The sequence below is a fragment of the Achromobacter sp. RW408 genome (genome assembly GCF_003184165.1).
Lineage (GTDB): Bacteria > Pseudomonadota > Gammaproteobacteria > Burkholderiales > Burkholderiaceae_B > Achromobacter > Achromobacter xylosoxidans.
The window spans coordinates 79,114-98,845 of the sequence record NZ_QHHO01000046.1; the positions used below are offsets into that span (position 1 = coordinate 79,114).

Genomic DNA, 19,732 nt, shown 5'->3' on the forward strand with positions numbered 1-19,732 from the left:
GCCGGCGGCCGGGGCGGTCGCGGGCTTGGCGGCTTGTGCGGGATTGGCCTTTGCCACGGCGGCGGGACTCGCGGCGGGCGCGCCCTTCTCCGCCGCGGGCTTGGCGGCGGAATCCGGGGCGGCCGGCTTGGCGGCGCCGGGCTTGGCGGGAGCACCGGCGTCCACGCTTGCCGTGGCGGCGGGCGGCTTGGCGCCGCTGCCCGGCTTCGCGCCAGGCGTCGCGGCGGGCCTGGTCGCCGGCGCCGGGCCGCCCAGCTGCTTGAGCTTGTCGGCCACGTCCTGCCAGTTCAGGCGCTGGTTGCTGTAGCGCCGCGCGTAGACCTGCGGCGCCCACAGGCCGACGTCGCCCACGTAGACCTGGCGCGCGATCGGTTCGATTTCAAGGCGGTTGATGGTCAGCGCGCTCCAGGCCGCCAGGCTTTCACCGGCGTTGTCGCGCAGGTCGAACTGGCGCAGGCCCAGGTCGCCGACCACGCGGATCTTGGGCGGCGCGTCCTTGGGTTGCTCGAACACGATCTGCAGGTTCGAGTCGAGCAGCGCGCGCTCGAGCTTGAACGGCAGCGGCATGGGCCAGACGTCGGCCCATTTTTCCAGTTGCAGCCCGGTGAAGGCGACCCGCAGCGTCGACGACGGCACCTTGTCGAAGGGCCGCGCCACGCCGGTCAGGTCGAACGGGCTGCCATTGATGCGCAGGTGCAGGCGCGGCTGCACGTCGATGTCGGTGGCGTAGCCGAAGGTGGAGATGAACGGCACGCCCACGGCCAGTTCGTCGATCACCTGCTTGCGGCCGGTGACCTTGTCGTCCAGGGTGACGACGCCGCCCTCGATCACCATGTTGTTCAGGGAAAAGCGCGGCAGGCCCTCATCGGGCTTGGGCGGCTCGTCGGGGTTGGCGGCCGTCATCTCGGCCACGCGCTGCTGCACGTCGGAGAAGTTGAAGCGGGTGACGTCCTCGCGCACGATCGACAGGGTGGGCGAACGCAAGGTGAAGCGGTCGACCACCGGCGCGAACCAGAACAGCGAGGTCCAGGCGGCGCTGACGTCGACCTCGGCGGCGGTGAGCAGCGGCGTCTGCGAGCCGGGCTGCGCCACCGCGAGATCGCGCGCGCGCACGGTCAGCGTGAAGGGATTGAAGGTGATCTTGCCGACGGCGACGTCGCGGCCCAGCATCTTTGCGACGTCCTGGGTCAGCACATTGTGCAGCACCTTGGGCACCTGCCAGGCGGCGATGCCACAGAGGATCAACGCCGTGGCCACGACGCCCAAGAGGATCTTGCCTAAGCGGCGGGTAAACCGGAACTTGGGCATCCGCAAGGGCATTGTGCGTCTCCTGGTACGAATCGAAGGCCATTATCGCGTCCTTCGAGCAAATTGGGGGGCTTTTTGCGCCGCGCCATCGCGGCCGCGCCGCCAAAAGCGCAAATGCCCCCGCAGGGGCACGAAAGCGCGCAAGCCACGACCGGCGCACACCCCGGGATGAAGCGGGCAGGCGCGGCGCCACGGCGACGGCGGCCGCGCTTATCTTTCCTCAAAGCGCGGCGGGCGGCGGCTCGTCTATCATAGGCGCATCAGCGGCCCGCCACGGCCTGCCGGGACCGCTCTTTTCAATCATTAACAATTCTCGATCCCGATTCCCATGTCCACGCCCGCCCCCACCTTGAGCCACCTGGATGAAGCCGGCCAGGTCCGCATGGTCGACGTCATCGGCAAGACCGACACCGAACGCGTGGCCATCGCCACCGCCAGCATCCGCATGAACGCGGTGGCCTACGGCCTGCTGACGCAGCCCGGCCAGGGCAAGGGCGAAGTGCTCAACACCGCGCGCGTCGCCGCCATCCTGGCGGCCAAGCGCTGCGCCGAGCTCATCCCCCTGTGCCACAGCCTGCCGCTGTCGTTCGTCGGCGTCGAATTCGCGCTGGACGACGCGGCGCACCGCATCGACATCCTGGCCACCTGCCGCACCAGCTACAAGACCGGCGTCGAAATGGAAGCCATGACGGCGTGCAGCGTCGCCGCGCTGACCATCTACGACATGTGCAAGGCGGCCGACAAAGGTATCGTCATCGAACAAGTTCGCCTGAAGTACAAGGCGGGAGGTAAAAGCGGTGAATGGCGCAACGATTAATCTTCTGTACTTCGCCCGCGTGGCCGAACTGGTCGGCAAGCGCTCGGAGGTCTGGCCGGTCGACGGCGAGTCCACCGGCGCGCAGCTGCTGGCCGCGCTCGGCGAGCGCTATCCGCAGCTGGCCCCGGCCGGCCGCCTGAAGCTGGCCATCAACCAGACCCACGCCAAGCCGTCGGCGCCGATCCGCGCGGGCGACGAGGTGGCGGTGTTCGAACCCGTCACCGGAGGCTGAACGCCATGGTCATCGTGCAGGAAGCCGACTTCGACGGCGCCGCGCTCACCGCCGCCCTGCGCGCCAGCGCCGGGCCGGGCGTGGGCGGCATCGTCACCTTCGTGGGCTACGTGCGCGACTACGCGCCGGACACGCCCACCGACACGCTCTACCTGGAACACTACCCCGGCATGTGCGAACGCGAGCTCGAAGACATCGCCGCCACCGCCCGCGCGCGCTGGAACCTGGACGGCACCGTGATCGTGCACCGGGTCGGCGCCCTCGCCCGCAATGCCCAGATCGTGTTCGTGGCCGCGGCCAGCGCGCATCGCGGCGACGCCTTCCGCGGCTGCGAATTCATCATCGACGCGCTCAAGACCCGCGCGCCCTTCTGGAAGCGCGAAACCCTGGCGGGTGGCGACAGCTTCTGGGTGGAACAGCGCCAATCCGACCAGGACCGCACGCAGTCCTGGGACGCCGAACCCCCGCCCCCCAAGGAGACTCCATGAACGACGCCTCCCCCGTCTCGCTGGCCTGCGCCGTGCTGACGGTCAGCGACACCCGCAGCGCCGGTGACGACACCTCCGGCAACCTGCTGGCCAACAGCCTGGCCCAGGCCGGCCACCAATGCGTGCGGCGCGACATCGCCAAGGACAACATCTACCAGATCCGGCGCGTCATCAGCGACTGGATCGCCGACCCCGAGGTGCAGGTCATCCTGACCACCGGCGGCACCGGCTTCTCGCACGGCGACCACGTGCCGCAGGCGATCCTGCCGCTGCTGGACCGCGAGATTCCCGGCTTCGGCGAGCTGTTCCGCCAGATCTCCTACGAGGAAATCGGCAGCTCCACCATCCAGTCGCGCGCCTTTGCCGGCGCGGCCAACCAGACCCTGCTGTTCTGCCTGCCCGGTTCGAACAACGCCTGCGAGACCGCCTGGAACCGCATCATCCGCGAGCAGCTCGACAGCGGCCACCGCCCCTGCAATTTCGCCACGCACTTCCAACCCCGCGACCAAGAAGACCACTGATACCCATGCTGGATTTCGACCAAGCCCAGACCCTGCTGGCCAACGCGGCCGCCCCCATCGCGCGCCGCGAAGACGTCGGCCTGGACCAGGCGCCCGGACGCGTGCTGGCGGCCGACCTCGACGCCACCGTGGACATCCCGCCGGCCGACAACAGCGCCATGGACGGCTACGCGCTGCGCCTGGCCGACTGGCGGCCGGGCGCGCGCCTGCCGATCCAGCAGCGCTGCTATGCCGGCGACACGCCCGAGCCGCTCAAGCCCGGCCATGCCATCCGCCTGTTCACCGGCAGCCTGATCCCCGCTGGCGCCGACGTGGTGGTGATGCAGGAAGATACGCACGAGGCCGACGAGCAGGTCGAGATCACGCGCGAGCCGCGCCCCGGCCAGCACATCCGCCTGCGCGGCGAGGACACCCTGGCCGGCGCCCCGCTGCTGGCCGCCGGCACGCAGCTGCAGGCCGCCCACGTGGCGCTGCTGGCCTCGCAGGGCCTGGCCAGCGTGCCGGTGTTCGGCCGCCTGCGGGTCGGCATCCTGACCACCGGCGACGAACTGGTAGCCCCCGGCGGCGCGCGCGAACCGGCGCAGATCTACAACTCCAACGGCCCGATGCTGGCCGCGCTGGTGCGCGGGCTGGCGGCCGAACCGACCCACGTGCTGCATGCGCGCGACACCGAAGCCGACCTGCTGGCCGCGTTCAAGACGCTGCTGGCCGATTGCGACCTGGTGCTGAGCGTGGGCGGCGTGTCGGTGGGCGAGCGCGACCTGGTCAAGCCGGCGCTGGCCGCGCTGGGCGGCGAACTGTCTCTGTGGAAGGTGCGCATGAAGCCGGGCAAGCCGGTGGCGCTGGCCATGATCGGCGACAAGCCGGTGGTCAGCCTGCCGGGCAATCCGGTGTCGGCCTACGCGGTGTTCGCCATGCTGGTGACGCCGCTGGTGCGCCGCATGCAGGGTCGCGAAGAGTTGTTCCCGCCGGTCAGCCGGCTGCCGCTGCGCACCGAGCATCCGCGCCAGGACAGCCGCGAGGAATTCCTGCGGGTGCAGCGCCGCACGGCCGACGACGGCGGCGCCGAACTGGTGCCTTACGGCCACCAGGGTTCGGGGGTGATCAGTTCATTGCCGTGGTCGACCGGGCTGGCGCGCCTGCCCGCCGACGTACGGGTGCAGGACCGCGACCGCGTGCCCTACTACGACCTGCGTCACTGGCTGGCGTAGCGCTCGGCCGCCGCCAGTTCCTCGGGCGTGTTCAGGTTCATGAACGCGCCGGGCGCGTCATCGAACGGCGCGCCCACGCCTCCCACTCGCGACTGCCACAGGCCGACCTTGCGTTCGCCGGCCGCGAGGTAGTCGCGCAGCACCGGCAGCATGGATGTGCGCAGCGCCATGCAGGCCGGATGGCGCTGGCCGCCGGCCACCGCATAGGCCAGGGGCGCGCCCGCCGCCCGCGCCGCGGCGATCAGGCGGTGGGCCAGATCCGCCGGCAGGAACGGCGTGTCGCACGGCGCCACCACCAGCCATTCGCACGGCGCGGCGGCCGCCAGGCCGGCGGCAAGGCCCGCCAGCGGCCCCTGCCAGGCGCCCAGCGCATCGGTATCGTCGGCCACCACCCGGCCATAGCGGGCGTAGATGTCGGCATTGCGGTTGGCGCTGAGAATCAGCGGCCCGACCTGCGGGGCCAGGCGCCGCGCCACGTGCGCCACCAGCGGCTCGCCACCCAGCAGGACCAATCCCTTGTCGCTGCCCTGCATGCGCGAGCCCTGGCCGCCGGCCAGGATCAGGCCGGCCACCTGTTGCCGGTCGAAAACGGGCGCGGGGTCAACCACCGATGTAGCTCATCTCGACTTTGCGGGCCGGGTCGGCCATGTTGCGGCCGCGCTGTTCGGAGTAGTTGTCGCCCCGGGCGGCCCAGATACCCGTGAGGATGGCGGCCAGTTCATCGTCGCTGGCGCCGTCGCGCAGGGGAGCGCGCAGGTCGTGGCCCTCGTGTCCGAACAGGCACAGGAACAGCTTGCCTTCCGGCGACAGGCGCGCGCGCGTACAGCCGCCGCAGAAGGCGTGGGTGACGCTGGAGATGACGCCGATCTCGCCGCCGCCGTCGCGATAGCGCCAGCGTTCGGCGACGCGGCCCATGCCGTCGGTGGAGATCGGTTCGAGCGGATGGGCCGCGCCGATGCGCGCCAGCACTTCCTCGCTGGGCACCACTTCGGTCAGGTTCCAGCCGTTGGTGTTGCCCACGTCCATGTATTCGATGAAGCGCAGGATGTGGCCGCTGCCGCGAAAGCGCTCGGCCATCGGCAGGATCTGCGCATCGTTCAGGCCGCGCCGCACCACCATGTTGACCTTGACGGGCGCCAGCCCGGCCGCGGCGGCGGCGTCGATGCCGCGCAGCACGTCGTCGGGGGTGAAGCCGCTGTCGCTCATGTCCTGGAACATGGACGCGTCCAGCGCGTCCAGGCTGACCGTGACGCGGTTAAGCCCCGCCTGCTTGAGCACGGCGGCCTTGCGTTCGAGCAGGCTGCCGTTGGTGGTGAGCGTCAGTTCCAGCGGCCGGCCGGCGGGCGTGCGCAGCCCGGACAGCAGGCCGACCAGGTTTTCCACATGCTTGCGCAGCAGCGGCTCGCCGCCGGTCAGGCGGATCTTCTCGACCCCCAGGCGGGTGAAGACGCCGGCCAGCCGCGCGATTTCCTCGAACGACAGCAGGTCGGAATGGCGCATGAAGACGTAGTTGGTATCGAATACCTCGCGCGGCATGCAGTAGGTGCAGCGGAAATTGCAGCGGTCCGTGACCGAGATGCGCAGGTCGCGCAGCGGCCGCGCGCGCCGGTCGAGCGCGGGCCGGCCCGCGGGCGGCGGCGCCAGGGGCGCCGGACGCTCGGTGCGGCGGTCAGCCAGGAGGATCACTTTGCTCATGGGAACATCATAGCCCGGCGCACGCGGCGGCGCGCCTAGGAAAATGCCTCTTCAAGGGTCTGCAGGCGGCCGGTGTCGCGGGCGTCGTAGCCCACCAGCTGGCCGACGTAGCCGACGTAGTCGGGGCTGCGCATGATGGACAGCAGGTCGCGCATGGCGGGCGTTTCGAGCGCGCTCTTGCGGATGGCGAAGAAATAACGCTCGCGCACCAGCGGGATGAAGTCCAGGCCGAAGCGGCAGGCGGCGGTCTCCACGCCCACACCGGTATCGGCCATGCCGCTGGCAATGTGGGCGGCGATCGCCATGTGGGTGAATTCGTTGGTCTCGTAGCCCTGAACCTCGCTGATCGAGACCCCCGCGCGCTGCAGCATCAGGCTGACCAGATAGCGCGTGCTGGAGCCGATCTGGCGGTTGACGAAACGCACGTCCTGGCGCGCCAGGTCGGCCATGCCGCTGATGCGCTTGGGATTGCCGGCCATCACGAACAGCCCGGTATTGCGCACCGCCAGGTGGATCAGCACGTAATCGTCGGCGTGCAGCCACTGTGCGTAGCGATCCATGATGGGCGCCTCGAAGTCGCCCAGCGGCACCTGGAAGCCCGCCAGGTCGCATTCGCCGCGCTCGAGCGAGGCCAGCGCCTCGATCGCGGTGCGGTAACGCAGTTCCAGCCCCGGCTTGCGCCCGCCCATGTGTTCCATCAGCGATTCCACCGCGAAGCCGTGGCTGGCGTGCAGCCGCAGGTGCGGATCGTTTTCCGGCAAGAGCCGCGCCAGTTCCTCCTGCAGTTCCGAGGCCAGGCTGTCGAGCGTGGGCATCAACCGCGCCTCGATGCGGCGGTTGGCCCACAGCAGGCGCTGCGCGAACGGCGACAGCTGGGTGCCCTGGCGACGGTTGGTGATCAGCAGCTGGGTGCCGAAGATGCCTTCGAAGCGGCGCAGCACGCCCCAGGCGTGCCGGTATGACAGATCACAGGCGCGACAGGCGCCGGCGATGTTGCCGGTGGCGTCGATGGCGGCCAGCAGCGCCAGCATGTCCTGCAGCGGCACGGGGGCGCCGTCGTCTCCACCCAAGGTCCATTGCGGCCGCAGGCCGATTCGGAACTTATATGTCATTTATTTCTTATTGAAGGCGATTAATTACCTGTTTAGAGTACACAAATAACGCGAGGCACGGGAATTTTATATGTTTTTCTTTGCATATAAATCACCCTGACCTCCCATCACAACAGCCCCCCACCCTACGGGGCCCAGCACTACTGGAGGAGACCGCCATGCGCCAGCGCGAGGCAAAATCCGATCTGGCTTCCACCGGCGGCGCCCGTGGCGGCGCGTTGGCGTTGGACGCCGCCCAGGCGTCCGCCAGCCCGGCGGTGGCGGCCACCGCCCGCATCCTGGCGCGCCTGAAGGACCAGCCCGGCCCCCTGTTGCCGGTGCTGCACGCGGTGCAGCACGAACTGGGCTGTATTCCGGCCGAGGCGGTGCAGACCATCGCCGAGGCCCTGAACCTGTCGCGCGCCGAAGTCCACGGCGTCATCACCTTCTACCCCCATTTCCGCAGCGAACCCGCCGGGCGCCACACGCTGGAAGTGTGCCGCGCCGAGTCCTGCCAGGCGATGGGCGGCGAACAACTGGCCGCCCATGCGCGCCAGGCGTTGGGCTGTGATTTCCATGCCAGCACGCGCGACGGCGACTTCACGCTGGAGCCGGTGTACTGCCTGGGCCTGTGCGCCCAGTCGCCGGCGGTGATGCTGGACGGCCAGCCGCACGCACGCGTCACGCCGACCAAGCTCGACCGCCTGCTGCATCGCGCGCGGGAGGCCGGCCAATGAGCGCCCCCACCCTGATCTACGTGCCGCGCGACGCCGCGGCGCTGGCCATGGACGCCGACGCCGTGGCCGCCGCCATCGAACTGGCCGCCGACGAACGCGGCCTGGCCGTGCAAGTGGTGCGCAACGGCTCGCGCGGCCTGCTGTGGCTGGAACCGCTGGTCGAGATCGCCACGCCCCAGGGCCGCCTGGCCTACGGGCCGGTGCAGCCCGAGGACGTGCCGGCGCTGTTCGACGCCGGCTGGCTGACGGGCGGCGCGCATCCGCTGGGCCTGGGCCTGACCGAGGAGATTCCTTATCTCAAGCAGCAGGAACGCCTGACCTTCGCCCGCGTCGGCGTGATCGATCCGCTGTCGCTGCAGGACTACGCCGCGCACGGCGGCCTGCAGGGCCTGAAGCGCGCGCTGGCCATGGAGCCCGCCGCCATCGTCGAAGAGATGGTCACGTCGGGCCTGCGCGGACGCGGCGGCGCGGCCTTTCCCACCGGCATCAAGTGGAAGACCGTGCTGGGGTCGCCGGCTGACCGCAAGTACATCGTCTGCAATGCCGACGAGGGCGATTCGGGCACCTTCGCCGATCGCCTGCTGATGGAAGGCGACCCCTACGTGCTGATCGAGGGCATGACCATCGCCGGCCTGGCGGTGGACGCGACCTACGGCTACATCTACGTGCGTTCCGAATACCCGCACGCCATCGCCACGCTGGAGGCCGCCATCGAACGGGCGCGCGGCGTCGGCTGGCTGGGCGACGACGTGCACGGCAGCGGCCGCCGCTTCGACCTGGAAGTGCGCAAGGGCGCCGGCGCCTATATCTGCGGCGAGGAAACCTCGCTGCTGGAGAGCATCGAGGGCAAGCGCGGCGTGGTGCGCGCCAAGCCGCCGCTGCCGGCGATCGCGGGCCTGTTCGGCAAGCCCACCGTGATCAACAACGTGATCTCGCTGGCCACCGTGCCGATCATCCTGGCCAAGGGCGCGGCCTATTACCGCGACTACGGCGTGGGCCGCTCGCACGGCACGCTGCCGTTCCAGCTGGCCGGCAACCTCAAGCAGGGCGGGCTGGTGGAAAAGGCCTTCGGCCTGAGCCTGCGCGACCTGCTCTACACCTTCGGCGGCGGCAGCGCCTCGGGCCGGCCACTGCGCGCGGTGCAGGTCGGCGGCCCGCTGGGCGCCTACCTGCCGGAATCGCAGTGGGACGTGCCGCTGGACTACGAAGCCTATGTCCAGATCTCGGCCATGATCGGCCACGGCGGCCTGGTGGCGTTCGACGACAGCGTCGACATGGCGCGCATGGCGCGCTATGCGATGGAGTTCTGCGCCATCGAGTCCTGTGGCAAGTGCACGCCCTGTCGCATCGGCTCGACCCGTGGCGTGGAGACCATCGACAAGATCACCGCCGGCGGCCCGGGGCGCGAACAGCAGGTGCACCTGCTGCGCGACCTGTGCGACACCATGCTGGGCGGATCGCTGTGCGCCCTGGGGGGCATGGCGCCCTACCCGGTGCTGTCCGCGCTGAACCACTTCCCGCAGGACTTCGGCATCGAGTCCGCGCAGTCCGCCGCCCACCCCGCCTGAATCCGAGACCGCCATGCTAGAAACCGTCATCAAGCGCGACCGCGATCTGGGCATCCCGGCGCGGGTGTCCGAAAAGACCGTCACCCTGACCATCGACGGCCAGGAAATCACCGTGGCCGAAGGCACCTCGCTGATGCGCGCGGCCGCCGAGGCCGGCATCAACATCCCCAAGCTCTGCGCCACCGACAGCCTGGAGCCGTTCGGCTCGTGCCGCCTGTGCCTGGTGCAGATTGAGGGCCGGCGCGGCTATCCCGCCTCGTGCACCACGCCGGCCGAGAACGGCATGGTGGTGTTCACCGAAACGCCCAAGCTGCACGACCTGCGGCGCGGGGTGATGGAGCTGTACATCTCCGACCATCCGCTGGACTGCCTGACCTGTCCGGCCAACGGCGACTGCGAGCTGCAGGACATGGCCGGCGTGGTGGGGCTGCGCAACGTGCGCTACGGCTATGACGGCGCCAATCACTTGAAAAGCGAGAAGGACGAGTCCAATCCGTACTTCACCTATGACGCCTCCAAGTGCATCGTCTGCAACCGCTGCGTGCGCGCCTGCGAGGAAACCCAGGGCACCTTCGCGCTGACCATCTCCGGCAAGGGCTTCGAGTCGCGCGTGTCGCCGGGGCAGGACCAGCCGTTCCTGGACAGCGAATGCGTGTCCTGCGGCGCCTGCGTGCAAGCCTGTCCGACCGCGACCCTGCAGGAAAAGACCGTCATCATGATGGGCCAGGCCGAGCACTCGGTGGTCACCACCTGCGCCTATTGCGGCGTGGGCTGCGGCTTCAAGGCCGAGATGAAGGGCCAGGAAGTGGTGCGCATGGTGCCGTGGAAGGACGGCCAGGCCAATCGCGGCCACTCGTGCGTCAAGGGCCGCTTCGCCTGGGGCTACGCCACCCACAAGGAACGCGTGCTCAAGCCGATGATCCGCAAGCGCATCACCGATTCCTGGCGCGAAGTGTCGTGGGAAGAGGCGATCGAGTACGCGGCTTCCGAATTCCGCCGCATCCAGGGCCAGTACGGCCGCGACGCGGTCGGCGGCATCACCTCGTCGCGCTGCACCAACGAGGAAACCTGGCTGGTGCAGAAGCTGGTGCGCGCCGCCTTCGGCACCAACAACGTCGACACCTGCGCCCGCGTGTGCCATTCGCCCACGGGCTACGGGCTGAAGCAGACGCTGGGCGAATCCGCCGGCACCCAGACCTTCGACTCGGTGATGCACACCGACGTGGTCATCGTCATGGGCGCCAACCCCTCCAGCGGCCATCCGGTGTTCGCCTCGCGCCTGAAGCGCCGCCTGCGCCAGGGCGCGCGGCTGATCGTGATCGACCCGCGCCGCATCGAGCTGGTGAGTTCGCCGCACATCAAGGCCGACTTCCACCTGCAGGTGCGGCCCGGCACCAACACCGCGCTGCTGTCATCGATGGCGCACGTGATCGCCACCGAAGGGCTGATCGACGAGGCCTACGTGGCCGAGCGCTGCGAGGCCAAGGCGTTCCAGGAATGGCGCGACTTCGTGTCGCTGCCCGAGAATTCGCCCGAAGCCATGGCCGAGATCACTGGCGTGCCGGCGCAGGCCGTGCGCGGCGCGGCGCGCCTGTTCGCCACCGGCGGCAACGGCTCGATCTACTACGGCCTGGGCGTGACCGAGCACAGCCAGGGATCGACCACCGTCATGGCCATCGCCAACCTGGCCATGGCCACCGGCAATGTCGGCCGCGAGGGCGTGGGCGTGAACCCGCTGCGCGGCCAGAACAACGTGCAGGGCTCCTGCGACATGGGTTCGTTCCCGCACGAGCTGCCGGGCTACCGCCACATTTCCGACAACGTGGCGCGGGCGCAGTTCGAGCAGGACTGGGGCGTGACGCTGCAGCCCGAGCCGGGCCTGCGCATTCCCAACATGTTCGAGGCCGCGCTGGGCGGCACCTTCAAGGGCCTGTACTGCCAGGGCGAGGACATCGTGCAGTCCGATCCCAACACGCAGCACGTGGCGGCGTCGCTGGCGGCGATGGAATGCATTGTGGTGCAGGACCTGTTCCTGAACGAGACCGCCAAGTACGCGCACGTGTTCCTGCCGGGTTCGTCGTTCCTGGAAAAGGACGGCACCTTCACCAACGCCGAGCGCCGCATCTCGCGCGTGCGCAAGGTGATGGAACCGAAGAACGGCAAGGCCGACTGGGAAGTGACCGTGGCGCTGTCGAACGCGCTGGGCTATCCCATGAACTACCGCCACCCGCGCGAGATCATGCAGGAGATCGCGCGCCTGACGCCGACCTTCAGCGGCGTCAGCTACGAGAAGCTGGACAAGCTGGGCAGCCTGCAGTGGCCGTGCAACGACGACGCGCCCGAGGGCACGCCGATCATGCACATCGACAGCTTCGTGCGCGGCAAGGGCAAGTTCATGATCACCAAGTACGTGCCGACCGACGAACGCAGCACGCGCCGCTTCCCGCTGCTGTTGACCACCGGCCGCATCCTGTCGCAATACAACGTGGGCGCGCAGACCCGCCGCACGCCCAATGTCATGTGGCACAGCGAGGACGTGCTGGAGATCCATCCCCAGGACGCCGAGGACCGTGGCGTCAACGAAGGCGACTGGGTCGGCATCCAGAGCCGCTCGGGCGAGACCGTGCTGCGCGCGACCCTGACCGACCGGGTGCAGCCGGGCGTGGTATACACCACCTTCCACTTCCCCGAGTCCGGCGCCAACGTCGTCACCACCGACAGTTCCGACTGGGCCACCAACTGCCCCGAGTACAAGGTCACGGCCGTGCAGGTCACGCGCGTGTCCCAGCCATCGGAATGGCAGCGGCAATGGTCGCGCTTCGCGGACATCCAGCAGAAGCTGCTGCGCGAGCGCTCACGCGAAAGCGAAGCCACGCTGGCGGGGAAATAACCCCGACAGCCGGCCGGAGCCGCCATGGACCACAGCCCTTCCTCCCCCGCAGACCGCCCCGATTCCGTGGCGGCCCAGGTGACCCGCGTGCGGGCCGGCGCCATCGCGCCGCACGCCGAGGGCGACCGGCTGGCCGAGGAAACGCCAGTGGCGCTGGAGTTCAACGGCATCAGCCACGCCACCATGCTGGCCACGCCCGCCGACCTGGAGGACTTCGCCGTCGGCTTTTCGCTGTCGGAAGGCATCATCGACAGCGTGGCCGACGTGCGCGGCATCGACGTGCTGCCGCAATGCGACGGCATCGTGGTGCAGATCGAGATTTCCAGCGCCTGCGAGGCGCGCTTGAAATCGCGCCGCCGCGCCATGGCCGGACGCACCGGCTGCGGGCTGTGCGGCGTCGAGACGCTGCCCGAGGTGCTGCGGCCGGTCGCGCCGGTGCCCGCCGGCGCGCCGCTGCCGGTGGGCGCGGTGCTGCGGGCGATGCGCGACATGCGCGCGCGCCAGGCGCTGCATGACCTGACCGGCGCCACCCACGCCGCCGGCTGGGCCGACGCCAGCGGCGCCGTGGCCCTGGTGCGCGAGGACGTGGGCCGCCACAACGCGCTCGACAAGCTGGTCGGCGCGCTGGCGCGCCAGGCCCTGTCCGCCGCGCACGGCGTGGTGCTGGTGTCCAGCCGCGCCAGCTTCGAGATGGTGCAGAAGACCGCAGCGGCCGGCGTCGGCATCCTGGCGGCGGTATCGGCCCCGACCGCGTTGGCCGTGCGCCTGGCCGACAGCGCCGGCATCGCGCTGCTGGGCTTTTTGCGCGACGACGACGCGACCCTGTATTCCCACCCTGAACGCATCACTTCGCAGACCTGACACGCATGGAAATCGGCAACCTGATCCGCATGGCCAACCGCATCGGCCAATTCTTCGAAGCCATGCCGCTGCGGCCGGAAGCGGTGGAAGGCGTGGCCAACCACATCCACAAATTCTGGGAGCCCCGCATGCGCAACGAGCTGCTGGACTTCCTGGCGCGGCAGCCCGACGGCGATGCCGGCGAACATCAATTGCATCCGCTGGTGCTGGAGGCGGTGGGGCAGAACCGCGAACGCCTGACACCGCTGGCGCGCGTGTCCTGACCGACCGACGCGTCCACACCGATCCGCGTGCCCACGACGGCGCGCGGGCGCAGCAAGCTTTACCGCAGCAAAGGGTTCAACAAGAGACGGCGGGACTGGATTTCTCCAGCCAACGCCGCTATAAAGCCGCACCCCGAGGAGACCTCATGGAAAGCACTGCAACACTCGACCTGCCCGGCGCCAAGCCGGGCTTCCTGGACAAAGAACGCACCATCGCCGGGCCGGGCTTCTCGCGCTGGCTGGTGCCCCCGGCCGCGCTGGCCATCCACCTTTGCATCGGCATGGCCTATGGCTTTTCGGTGTTCTGGCTGCCCCTGTCCAAGGCCATCGGCGGCGCCCAGCCGCTGCAATGCCCGGCCGACATGAGCCTGGTCGCCGAACTGTTCACCACCAGTTGCGACTGGCGCATCTCCACCATGGGGTGGATGTACACGCTGTTCTTCGTGCTGCTGGGCTGCTCGGCGGCCCTGTGGGGCGGCTGGCTGGAACGCGCCGGACCGCGCAAGGCCGGCGTGGTGTCGGCGCTGTGCTGGTGCGGCGGCCTGGTGATCTCGGCAGCCGGCGTCTACCTGCACCAGATGTGGATGCTGTGGCTGGGCTCGGGCGTCATCGGCGGCATCGGGCTTGGGCTGGGCTATATCTCGCCGGTCAGCACGCTGATCAAGTGGTTCCCGGACCGTCGCGGCATGGCGACGGGCATGGCCATCATGGGCTTCGGCGGCGGCGCCATGATCGGCGCGCCGCTGGCCGACGTGCTGATGCGCCACTTCGCCACGCCCACCTCGCCGGGCGTGTGGCAGACCTTCCTGACCATGGCGCTGGTGTACTTCGTCTTCATGATGTCGGGCGCGCTCGGCTACCGCGTGCCGCCCACCGGCTGGAAGCCGCAAGGCTGGACCGCGCCCGCCAAGCACGCCAACAACGTCATGATCACCAAGGGCCACGTGCACGTGAAGCGGGTCTGGGGCGTGCCGCAGTTCTGGCTGGTGTGGCTGGTGCTGTGCCTGAACGTGACCGCCGGCATCGGCATCCTGGGCATGGCCTCGCCGCTGCTGCAGGAAGTGTTCGGCGGCGGCCTGATCAACAAGCCCGAGCTGGGCTACGGCCAGCTCGACAAGAGCCAGCTGGCCGCGATCGCCGCCATCGCCGCGGGCTTTACCGGCCTGCTCAGCCTGTTCAATATCGGCGGCCGCTTCTTCTGGGCCAGCCTGTCGGACAAGCTGGGCCGCAAGATGACCTACCTGGTGTTCTTCGTGCTGGGCTTCGCGCTGTACGCGGCCATTCCGTGGACCGCGCACATGGGCGCGCTGGCGTTGTTCGTGGGGGCCTTCTGCGTCATCCTGTCGATGTACGGCGGCGGCTTTTCCACCGTGCCGGCCTACCTGGCGGACCTGTTCGGCACGCAGATGGTGGGCGCCATCCACGGCCGCCTGCTGACGGCGTGGTCGGCGGCGGGCATCTTCGGGCCCGTGCTGGTGAACTACATCCGCGAATACCAGCTGTCCATCGGCGTGCCGCGGGCGCAGGTCTACGACATCACCATGTACATCCTGGCGGGCATGCTGGTGCTGGGCTTCCTGTGCAACCTGGCGATCCGCCCGGTGAACCCCAAGTACTTCATGAACGACGAGGAACTGGCGCGCGAAAAGGCCCTGGCGCACGAGCGCGCCGTGGCCGCCGAGACCCATGGCGTGGGCGCCTCGACCTTCCGCACGCCGCTGGCCCTGGTGCTGTTCGCCTGGGCCTGCGTCGGCATCCCGCTGGCCTGGGGCATCTGGATCACGCTGCAAAAGACGGTGGTGCTGTTCCACTGAGACGGACCCGGCGGGCGGCGCCACGCCTCGTCCGCCGCCCACGGGGCGCGAAGCTGCTACATTGGCAGCCCGCGCCTTTTCTTTTTCCGTTCCCCGGATTTCCCCGTTTCATGACCGCCCTGTCCCCCAAGCCTTCCCTGCCCGGAGCGTCCCGTTGACCCAGCCTGAACTGCATTGGACGGAGGGCGAGGCCCCGGACCTGACCCACCATAGCGCCCGCTGGCGCTCGGAATCGGGCGCCGCGCCCCCCAAGCGCGTGGTGCTGGCCGACGACCGCACCACGGCGGACGCGGCCTATCGCCTGGCCTGCGAAGGGGTCGGCCTGCTGTGGCGTGGCGACTTCCAGAATGCGCGCCAGTTGCTGCAGGCCATGACCCGGCGGGTCGACAAGCGTCCGCGCAAGCCGGTGGACACCATGCTGGAGGCCTTCAACCAGCATCGCCAGATCCAGTCGCAGCGCGCCCGCGTCCTGGGCATGCTGCTGATTCCGTTCGACGCCGGCCACGGCATTTCGCTGCGCCGCGCGCCGGATGCGCGGCAGGCCTGCGAAGAAGCCCACGGCCCCGCCAACGAGCCCTACGTGGCGTCGCTGCGCGAACTGCTGGGCCTGATCGGCGCCTTCGAATGGCGCAAGAAAGGCGTGGAGATCCCCGCGCTGGACAACCGCATCCACCCCCACTATGGCGTGTTTTCGCCGTTGCGCGGCGAGTACATCGACCTGGTGGCGCGCACGCCGATGCCGCGCGGCAGCGTGGCCTTCGATATCGGCACCGGCACCGGCGTGCTGGCGGCGGTGCTGGCGCGGCGCGGCGGCAAGCGCGTCATCGCCACCGACATGGACCCGCGGGCGCTGGCCTGCGCCCGCGAAAACCTCGAACGGCTGGGCCTGTCGAAACAGGTCGAGGTGGCGCAGGCCGACCTCTTTCCCGAAGGCCGGGTGTCGCTGGCCGTCTGCAACCCGCCGTGGCTGCCGGCCCGGCCCAGTTCGCCCGTCGAGCACGCCGTCTACGACCCCGACAGCCGCATGCTGCGGGGCTTCCTGAACGGGCTGGCGGCGCACCTGACGCCCAGCGGCGAGGGCTGGCTGATCCTGTCGGACCTGGCCGAGCACCTGGGGCTGCGCACCCGCGAGCAATTGCTGGAGATGATCGAGCAGGCCGGCCTGCGCGTGCTGGAACGCATCGATACGCGGCCCACGCATGGCCGCGCCAAGGATCCCGACGATCCCTTGTACGCGGCGCGCTCGAAGGAAGTCACGTCGCTATGGCGGCTGGCGGCGGCCTGAGAGCGGTCAACCGGCCTCACGGTAAAAAAACGGCTTCACGGCCGTTTTTTCATGCCCGCCCCGCCGCGACGTTGACGCTGATGGCGATGATGAAGACGTTGAAGAAGAAGGCGATGACGCTATGCACCAGCGCCGTGCGCCGCATCCGCCGGCTGACGATCTGCACGTCGGAAACCTGGAACGTCATGCCCAGCACCAGGGCGAAATAGGCGAAGTCCCAGTAGTCGGGGTCTTCCTTGCCCGGAAAATCCAGGCCCTTGTGCAGGGCATTGCGATGGCTGTAGTAGCCATGCGCGTAATGCAGCGCGAAGATCATGTTCAGGTAGAGCCACGACAGCACGATGCTGACGGCGGCCGCCACCAGGTCGGCCACGCCCTCGGCGCCGCCTGCCGCGCGCATTTCGGTCCACAGCGCCGCCATCACCAGGCAGGACAGCGCCACGCTGCTCCAGAGCACGGCGCTGCGGCCGACGTCGACCTGCTGCGCGCGTACCCGCATCATGTCCGGCGTGGCCCTGCCGAACGCGGCGCCGGTCAGCAGCAGGAACACCAGCGCCGCCACGTCGAACGCCAGCAGCCCGGCGCGGCTGGGCGTGAGGCCGACGCGCCACAGCGCGCCCGCCAGGATGGCGAACAGCGCGCCGCACAGCACCAGCCGCCGGTGCGCATGGAAGAACGGCAGCGGCGCGATCCCGGCGGGCGGCGATTCGATATCCGGATCCTTGACCGGCAGCGTCATGGCGGACTCCCAGCGTGGCAGGAGCCTAAACGCTAACCGATAGCGAGCAATCCGACCAGCGCCCCGCCGAACAGCAGCCATAGCGGGTGGATGCGCGAGGCGCTGCCCAGCAACGCGACCACGGCGGTGATGGCGCCCAGCAGCCAGGAATGCACCGAGGCCTCGGTGATCAGGGCGGCGCTGGCGGCCACCAGCCCCACCGTCATGGGGAAGATGCCGGCCTGGATCACGCCGCGCCAGGGCCGGTCCTTGAAGCGCTCCCACAGGCCCAGGGCGATGATGGTGATGAGGGACGACGGCCCGAACTTGGCCAGCGTGGTGACCAGCATGCCGGCCCAGCCGGCCACGTGCCAGCCGACCAGCGTGACCACCATCAGGTTGGGGCCGGGCGCCGCCTGGCCCAGGGCGAACAGCGCGGAGAAGTCGGCGGCCGTCATCCAGCCGTGCACCTCCACCACCTGGCGCTGCATTTCGGGCAGGATGGTGTTGCCGCCGCCGAAGGCCAGCACCGACAGCTGCGAAAAGATGATGGCCAGGGCGATCAGGGTCTGCATCATCGACGTTGCCTCCAGACCAGCAGGATGCTCAGCGGCGTCAGCACCGCCATGGTCGGCAGCAGCGGGATGCGCAGCACCGCGATGGCGATGAAACAGGCCGTGGCCACCAGGCCGGCCAGCCAATCGCGGCGCTTCAGGACCGGCATGCCGATCTTGACCGCCATCGAAATCAGCAGCCCTGCGGCAGCCGCGGCCAGCCCGGCGAACAGGTGCTGGATGTGCGGGTCGTTCTGGAAGCGGTCGTAGACCATGCCCAGCAGCACCACGATGGCCGAAGGCGCCAGGATCAGGCCCATCAGCGCCGCGAAGGCGCCGCGCGGGCCGCGGAACTTCATGCCCAGCGCCACCGACAGGTTGATGATGTTGCCGCCCGGCAGGAACTGGCACAGCCCCAGCAGGTCGGTGAACTCGGCGCCGGACAGCCAGCGGTGCTTTTCGACCACCATGCGGCGCGCCAGGGGCAGCGCGCCGCCGAAGGCGGTCAGGCCGAGCATGAGGAATCCGTAGAACAGTTGCCCGCAAGTGGGCGGCGGCCGCGTGGCGGCGTCGGGGGAATCAGGTGCTGCTGCGTTCATTGTCGTGGAGGTCGCGGCGGGTCCGCAAGGCGCCGGGAGTGGAGAGACAGCACGCAGCCTACTCCCGCGCCAGGATAATGTCTAATATATGACTGGTTAAATACTCATATTCTATTCATATGGCATCCGTCGACCTGCGTCTGTTGCGCTATTTCCTGGCGGTGGCCGAGGAATCCCACCTGACCAAGGCCGCCGCCCGGCTCGGCATCCGCCAGCCCCCACTGAGCCAGCAGATCCGCGTGCTGGAACAGGAGCTGGGCGTCACGCTGTTCCACCGGCTGCCGCGCGGCATGGAGCTGACCGAAAGCGGCCGCGCCCTGCTGGCCGACGCGCGCAGCATCCTGGCCCTGGTCGACCAGGCGGTCGATGGCGTGCGGCGCGTGTCGCTGGGCGAAAGCGGCAGGCTGACGGTGGGTTTCACCGGTTCGGCGGCCTTCCATCCCTTCGTGCCGTCGCTGATCCGCCGCTTTCGCGAGAACGCGCCGCAGGTGCGCCTGGTGCTGGAGGAAAGCAGCACCGGCGAACTGATGGAAGACGTGCGCGACGGCCGCGTCGACGCGGCCTTCATCCGCGGCGCCCATGGCGTCGACCGCGGCGTGGCGGTCGAGACCGTGCTGGAGGAAAGCATGCTGGCCGCCTTTCCGGCCGACCACCCCATGGTCAAGGGCCGCGCGCGCAAGCGCATCGCCCTGTCGGAACTGGCCGACGAATCGCTGATCCTGTATCGCCGCCACAACGGCCCGGGACTGTACGACGCCATCATTTCGGCGTGCCGCGCCGCCGGCTTCAGCCCCCGGGTGGCCCAGGAAGCGCCGCGCATGCTGTCCACCCTCAGCCTGGTGGCGGCCGGCCTGGGCGTGTCGCTGGTGCCGGCCTCGCTGCGCCGGGTCAATATCGAGGGTGTGGTGTACGTCAATGTCAGCGGCCCGGTGGCAATGCGCGCGCCGCTCACGCTGATCTGGCGCGACGCGCCGCTGACCGGCGCCATCCGCCGCCTGATCGAGGAAGTGCGGGCGCACCGCGCAGCCGAGGACCCGGCGCGATAGCGCTACACTGGCCACCCCCAGTCCCAGCCGCATC

20 protein-coding genes are annotated in these 19,732 nt (G+C 69.4%); 13 read left to right on the forward strand and 7 right to left on the reverse strand.

The window, feature by feature from the left end:
* Positions 1-1,320, reverse strand: a 1,320-nt coding sequence (locus tag DK459_RS10345) for a DUF748 domain-containing protein (RefSeq protein WP_146221899.1), incomplete at its 3' end; no start/stop codon positions are given.
* Positions 1,321-1,636: 316 nt separating this feature from the next.
* Here DK459_RS10345 and moaC point away from each other — a divergent pair.
* From moaC to glp, 5 genes are read left to right on the forward strand one after another with little or no spacing between them, the layout of a single operon-like run.
* Positions 1,637-2,125 carry a cyclic pyranopterin monophosphate synthase MoaC gene (moaC, locus tag DK459_RS10350; protein WP_024070189.1) on the forward strand — a complete coding sequence of 163 codons (489 nt, stop codon included), beginning with the start codon at positions 1,637-1,639 and terminating at the stop codon, positions 2,123-2,125.
* The gene (locus tag DK459_RS10355) at positions 2,106-2,357 is read left to right on the forward strand and encodes a MoaD/ThiS family protein (RefSeq protein WP_026384315.1); all 252 of its coding nucleotides are present in this window, start codon (positions 2,106-2,108) and stop codon (positions 2,355-2,357) included. The genes moaC and DK459_RS10355 overlap by 20 nt, the downstream gene beginning before the upstream one ends.
* 5 nt (positions 2,358-2,362) lie before the next feature.
* Positions 2,363-2,845 (forward strand): molybdenum cofactor biosynthesis protein MoaE, encoded by a 483-nt coding sequence (locus DK459_RS10360; RefSeq protein ID WP_006386672.1) that lies wholly within the window; start codon positions 2,363-2,365, stop codon positions 2,843-2,845.
* Positions 2,842-3,366, forward strand: a complete 525-nt coding sequence (gene moaB, locus DK459_RS10365; protein ID WP_006386673.1) for a molybdenum cofactor biosynthesis protein B — start codon at positions 2,842-2,844, stop codon at positions 3,364-3,366. Before DK459_RS10360 ends, moaB begins: the two co-directional genes overlap by 4 nt.
* A gap of 5 nt (positions 3,367-3,371) precedes the next feature.
* On the forward strand, positions 3,372-4,577 hold the full coding sequence (glp, locus tag DK459_RS10370; protein ID WP_049057821.1) for a gephyrin-like molybdotransferase Glp: 1,206 nt from the start codon (positions 3,372-3,374) through the stop codon (positions 4,575-4,577).
* Here the strand turns inward: glp and mobA are convergent.
* From mobA to DK459_RS10385, 3 genes are read right to left on the reverse strand one after another with little or no spacing between them, the layout of a single operon-like run.
* Positions 4,562-5,185 (reverse strand): molybdenum cofactor guanylyltransferase MobA, encoded by a 624-nt coding sequence (gene mobA, locus DK459_RS10375; protein WP_081004631.1) that lies wholly within the window; start codon positions 5,183-5,185, stop codon positions 4,562-4,564. The two genes, glp and mobA, sit on opposite strands and share 16 nt — an antisense overlap.
* Positions 5,178-6,272, reverse strand: coding sequence for a GTP 3',8-cyclase MoaA (moaA, locus tag DK459_RS10380; RefSeq protein WP_038504309.1), 1,095 nt, complete (start codon positions 6,270-6,272; stop codon positions 5,178-5,180). The genes mobA and moaA overlap by 8 nt, the downstream gene beginning before the upstream one ends.
* Positions 6,273-6,307: 35 nt before the next feature.
* Complete coding sequence (locus tag DK459_RS10385; protein ID WP_006386679.1) at positions 6,308-7,384, reverse strand: substrate-binding domain-containing protein; 1,077 nt, start codon at positions 7,382-7,384, stop codon at positions 6,308-6,310.
* A gap of 158 nt (positions 7,385-7,542) precedes the next feature.
* Here DK459_RS10385 and DK459_RS10390 point away from each other — a divergent pair, with 158 nt between their 5' ends.
* From DK459_RS10390 to DK459_RS10420, 7 genes are all read left to right on the forward strand, one after another.
* Positions 7,543-8,100 carry a formate dehydrogenase subunit gamma gene (locus DK459_RS10390; RefSeq protein WP_024070192.1) on the forward strand — a complete coding sequence of 186 codons (558 nt, stop codon included), beginning with the start codon at positions 7,543-7,545 and terminating at the stop codon, positions 8,098-8,100.
* Positions 8,097-9,668 carry an NADH-quinone oxidoreductase subunit NuoF gene (locus DK459_RS10395; RefSeq protein WP_070542356.1) on the forward strand — a complete coding sequence of 524 codons (1,572 nt, stop codon included), beginning with the start codon at positions 8,097-8,099 and terminating at the stop codon, positions 9,666-9,668. Before DK459_RS10390 ends, DK459_RS10395 begins: the two co-directional genes overlap by 4 nt.
* A gap of 13 nt (positions 9,669-9,681) precedes the next feature.
* Positions 9,682-12,558 carry a formate dehydrogenase subunit alpha gene (fdhF, locus tag DK459_RS10400; RefSeq protein WP_110134705.1) on the forward strand — a complete coding sequence of 959 codons (2,877 nt, stop codon included), beginning with the start codon at positions 9,682-9,684 and terminating at the stop codon, positions 12,556-12,558.
* Between the two features lie 24 nt (positions 12,559-12,582).
* Positions 12,583-13,419, forward strand: coding sequence for a formate dehydrogenase accessory sulfurtransferase FdhD (fdhD, locus tag DK459_RS10405; RefSeq protein WP_038504311.1), 837 nt, complete (start codon positions 12,583-12,585; stop codon positions 13,417-13,419).
* A 5-nt stretch (positions 13,420-13,424) separates the two neighbouring features.
* Positions 13,425-13,682 (forward strand): formate dehydrogenase subunit delta, encoded by a 258-nt coding sequence (locus DK459_RS10410; protein ID WP_054442891.1) that lies wholly within the window; start codon positions 13,425-13,427, stop codon positions 13,680-13,682.
* A 146-nt stretch (positions 13,683-13,828) separates the two neighbouring features.
* On the forward strand, positions 13,829-15,496 hold the full coding sequence (locus tag DK459_RS10415; RefSeq protein ID WP_006386686.1) for an OFA family MFS transporter: 1,668 nt from the start codon (positions 13,829-13,831) through the stop codon (positions 15,494-15,496).
* Positions 15,497-15,650: 154 nt separating this feature from the next.
* Entirely contained in the window at positions 15,651-16,781 is a 1,131-nt protein-coding gene (locus DK459_RS10420; protein ID WP_006386687.1) for a class I SAM-dependent methyltransferase, read from the forward strand.
* A 49-nt stretch (positions 16,782-16,830) separates the two neighbouring features.
* Here the strand turns inward: DK459_RS10420 and DK459_RS10425 are convergent, their stop codons facing one another.
* The 3 genes from DK459_RS10425 to DK459_RS10435 are packed head-to-tail and all read right to left on the reverse strand — an operon-like array spanning position 16,831 to position 18,652.
* Positions 16,831-17,520 carry a DUF1345 domain-containing protein gene (locus tag DK459_RS10425; protein ID WP_020926641.1) on the reverse strand — a complete coding sequence of 230 codons (690 nt, stop codon included), beginning with the start codon at positions 17,518-17,520 and terminating at the stop codon, positions 16,831-16,833.
* 32 nt (positions 17,521-17,552) lie between these two features.
* A complete protein-coding gene (locus DK459_RS10430) occupies positions 17,553-18,077 on the reverse strand; it encodes a chromate transporter (RefSeq protein WP_006386689.1) in 525 nt (174 codons plus the stop codon).
* Positions 18,074-18,652 carry a chromate transporter gene (locus DK459_RS10435; protein WP_006386690.1) on the reverse strand — a complete coding sequence of 193 codons (579 nt, stop codon included), beginning with the start codon at positions 18,650-18,652 and terminating at the stop codon, positions 18,074-18,076. The genes DK459_RS10430 and DK459_RS10435 overlap by 4 nt, the downstream gene beginning before the upstream one ends.
* Positions 18,653-18,771: 119 nt before the next feature.
* On the opposite strand from DK459_RS10435, the gene DK459_RS10440 reads away from it, so the two are divergent.
* Positions 18,772-19,698: a LysR substrate-binding domain-containing protein gene (locus DK459_RS10440; protein WP_054439671.1), complete on the forward strand. Its 927-nt coding sequence runs from the start codon at positions 18,772-18,774 to the stop codon at positions 19,696-19,698.
* Positions 19,699-19,732: the final 34 nt, after the last annotated feature.

Excerpts from the sequence above, each read along its gene's own strand:
- moaC (WP_024070189.1), top strand. The coding sequence starts at position 1,637 with ATGTCCACGCCCGCCCCCACCTTGAGCCACCTGGATGAAGCCGGCCAG.
- DK459_RS10360 (WP_006386672.1), top strand. The coding sequence starts at position 2,363 with ATGGTCATCGTGCAGGAAGCCGACTTCGACGGCGCCGCGCTCACCGCC.
- moaB (WP_006386673.1), top strand. The coding sequence starts at position 2,842 with ATGAACGACGCCTCCCCCGTCTCGCTGGCCTGCGCCGTGCTGACGGTC.
- glp (WP_049057821.1), top strand. The coding sequence starts at position 3,372 with ATGCTGGATTTCGACCAAGCCCAGACCCTGCTGGCCAACGCGGCCGCC.
- moaA (WP_038504309.1), bottom strand. The coding sequence starts at position 6,272 with ATGAGCAAAGTGATCCTCCTGGCTGACCGCCGCACCGAGCGTCCGGCG.
- DK459_RS10385 (WP_006386679.1), bottom strand. The coding sequence starts at position 7,384 with ATGACATATAAGTTCCGAATCGGCCTGCGGCCGCAATGGACCTTGGGT.
- DK459_RS10390 (WP_024070192.1), top strand. The coding sequence starts at position 7,543 with ATGCGCCAGCGCGAGGCAAAATCCGATCTGGCTTCCACCGGCGGCGCC.
- DK459_RS10395 (WP_070542356.1), top strand. The coding sequence starts at position 8,097 with ATGAGCGCCCCCACCCTGATCTACGTGCCGCGCGACGCCGCGGCGCTG.
- fdhF (WP_110134705.1), top strand. The coding sequence starts at position 9,682 with ATGCTAGAAACCGTCATCAAGCGCGACCGCGATCTGGGCATCCCGGCG.
- fdhD (WP_038504311.1), top strand. The coding sequence starts at position 12,583 with ATGGACCACAGCCCTTCCTCCCCCGCAGACCGCCCCGATTCCGTGGCG.
- DK459_RS10410 (WP_054442891.1), top strand. The coding sequence starts at position 13,425 with ATGGAAATCGGCAACCTGATCCGCATGGCCAACCGCATCGGCCAATTC.
- DK459_RS10415 (WP_006386686.1), top strand. The coding sequence starts at position 13,829 with ATGGAAAGCACTGCAACACTCGACCTGCCCGGCGCCAAGCCGGGCTTC.
- DK459_RS10425 (WP_020926641.1), bottom strand. The coding sequence starts at position 17,520 with ATGACGCTGCCGGTCAAGGATCCGGATATCGAATCGCCGCCCGCCGGG.
- DK459_RS10430 (WP_006386689.1), bottom strand. The coding sequence starts at position 18,077 with ATGATGCAGACCCTGATCGCCCTGGCCATCATCTTTTCGCAGCTGTCG.
- DK459_RS10435 (WP_006386690.1), bottom strand. The coding sequence starts at position 18,652 with ATGAACGCAGCAGCACCTGATTCCCCCGACGCCGCCACGCGGCCGCCG.
- DK459_RS10440 (WP_054439671.1), top strand. The coding sequence starts at position 18,772 with ATGGCATCCGTCGACCTGCGTCTGTTGCGCTATTTCCTGGCGGTGGCC.